At 76.7% G+C, this 1,617-nt stretch carries 3 protein-coding genes; 2 read left to right on the top strand and 1 reads right to left on the bottom strand.

All coding sequences use genetic code 11. The features are described from left to right. On the bottom strand, positions 1-391 hold a 391-nt coding region (locus PLP61_RS17010; protein WP_502889107.1), incomplete at its 3' end, for a DcsG N-terminal domain-containing protein. A gap of 106 nt (positions 392-497) precedes the next feature. Here PLP61_RS17010 and PLP61_RS17015 point away from each other — a divergent pair. Both PLP61_RS17015 and PLP61_RS17020 read left to right on the top strand, forming a co-directional pair. Then, positions 498-851, top strand: coding sequence for a YciI family protein (locus tag PLP61_RS17015; RefSeq protein ID WP_324503988.1), 354 nt, complete (start codon positions 498-500; stop codon positions 849-851). Between the two features lie 81 nt (positions 852-932). Beyond that, the coding region (locus tag PLP61_RS17020) for a DUF6596 domain-containing protein (RefSeq protein WP_324503989.1) at positions 933-1,617 on the top strand (685 nt) is incomplete at its 3' end.

A 1,617-nucleotide genomic window follows, 5' to 3' on the forward strand; every position in this document is an offset into this window, starting at 1 on the left:
CGGCCACGCGGTGCGCCGCGACCGCGGCCGCCAGGTCGTGTGCCGAGGCGACCGTGGCGGTCGGCACCACCGGCCACCCGGCCCGGGCGAGGTCGACCAGGTAGCTCTTGTCGGTGTTCCACGCGAACACCGACGCACCGTTGAGCAGGGCGGGCCCGACCTCGGCCGCCCAGGCCAGGAACTCCGGCAGCCGGACGTCGTAGTCCCACGTGCTCCGCACCGCGACCAGGGGGGCGCTCTGCCACGCGACCGCCGGGTCGTCCCACGCCACCCACCGCGCGGGGACGCCGCGGGCGGCCAGCGCCCGGTCCAGGACGGCCGCCCCGGGCTCGCCCTCCGGCAGCGCCCGGCAGGTGACCAGCAGCACCTCCCCCCGCCCTGGTCCGGCCATGCGGCCAGTATGCCGGGGGCGGATCATCCCTGCCGGTGTCGATTCGCGGGGTGCCCGCGCGTCATCGGGGTGACACACTCGACCCACCGTCCTTGGAGGTTGCGCCATGACCGAGTACGTCGTCCTCATCCCCGGCAGCGAGTCGGCCTGGGCCACCGCGTCGGAGGCGGAGCGCCAGACCATGTACGACCGGCACCGCCGGTTCGCCGAGATGCTCGCCGAGCGCGGCCACAAGGTCACCGGCGGGGCCGAGCTCGAGCCGTCCACGACGGCCAGGGTCGTCCGGGGCGGCGCCACCGTCACCGTCACCGACGGTCCGTACGCCGAGACCACCGAGCAGCTCACCGGCTTCTACACCGTGGAGTCCGAGGACGTCGACGACCTGCTCCAGGTGGTCGGCTACCTGGCCGGGGCCGAGGGTGCGCTCGAGGTGCGGGCCTGCGTGGACCACTCCGGCTGAGGGGCCGAGCTGAGCGGGGCCGCGGCCGGCGAGCAGATCGACCGGGTCTGGCGCACCGACTGGGGGCGCCTGCTCGCGCTGCTGGTCGCGCAGTTCCGCCGGCTCGACCTCGCCGAGGACGCCCTGGGTGAGGCGTTCGCCGCGGCCAGCGCGCGGTGGCCGCGCGACGGAGTACCCGCGAACCCGGCCGGGTGGCTGCTCACCACCGCCCGCCACCGGGCACTGGACCGGCTGCGCCGGGAGGGGGTGGCCGCCCGCTCGGTCCCGCTGCTGGTCGTCGACGCCGCGCTCGTCGAGGCGGCCGCCGCCGAGGAGGTGCAGCGCACCATGGAGCACGCCGAGGGGGCCGTACGCGACGAGCGCCTGCGGCTGGTCCTGCTGTGCGCGCACCCCACCCTGCCCCGGGAGGCCGCTGCCGCACTGACCCTGCGACTGGTGCTCGGGGTGCCCACCGCCGACCTCGCCCGGCTGTTCCTGGTGGGTACGCCGACGATGGCGGCCCGGCTGACCCGGGCCCGCAAGCGGCTGGCCGGCGTCCGCTTCGACGTCCCCACCGGCGCGGACCTGCAGGCCCGGGTCGACGTGGTGGCGGAGGTCGCCTACCTCGCGTTCACCGCCGGCTACGCGCCCGGCTCGGGCCCCGATGTGCTCCGCGCCGAGCTCGCCGGGGAGGCCGTCCGACTGGTGCGCGTGGTGCGCGACCTGCTGCCCGGCCGGCCCGAGCTGGACGCGCTGCTGGCGCTGGTGCTGCTGCAGCACTCGCGGC

Source organism: Nocardioides sp., assembly GCF_035429765.1.
GTDB lineage: Bacteria > Actinomycetota > Actinomycetes > Propionibacteriales > Nocardioidaceae > Nocardioides.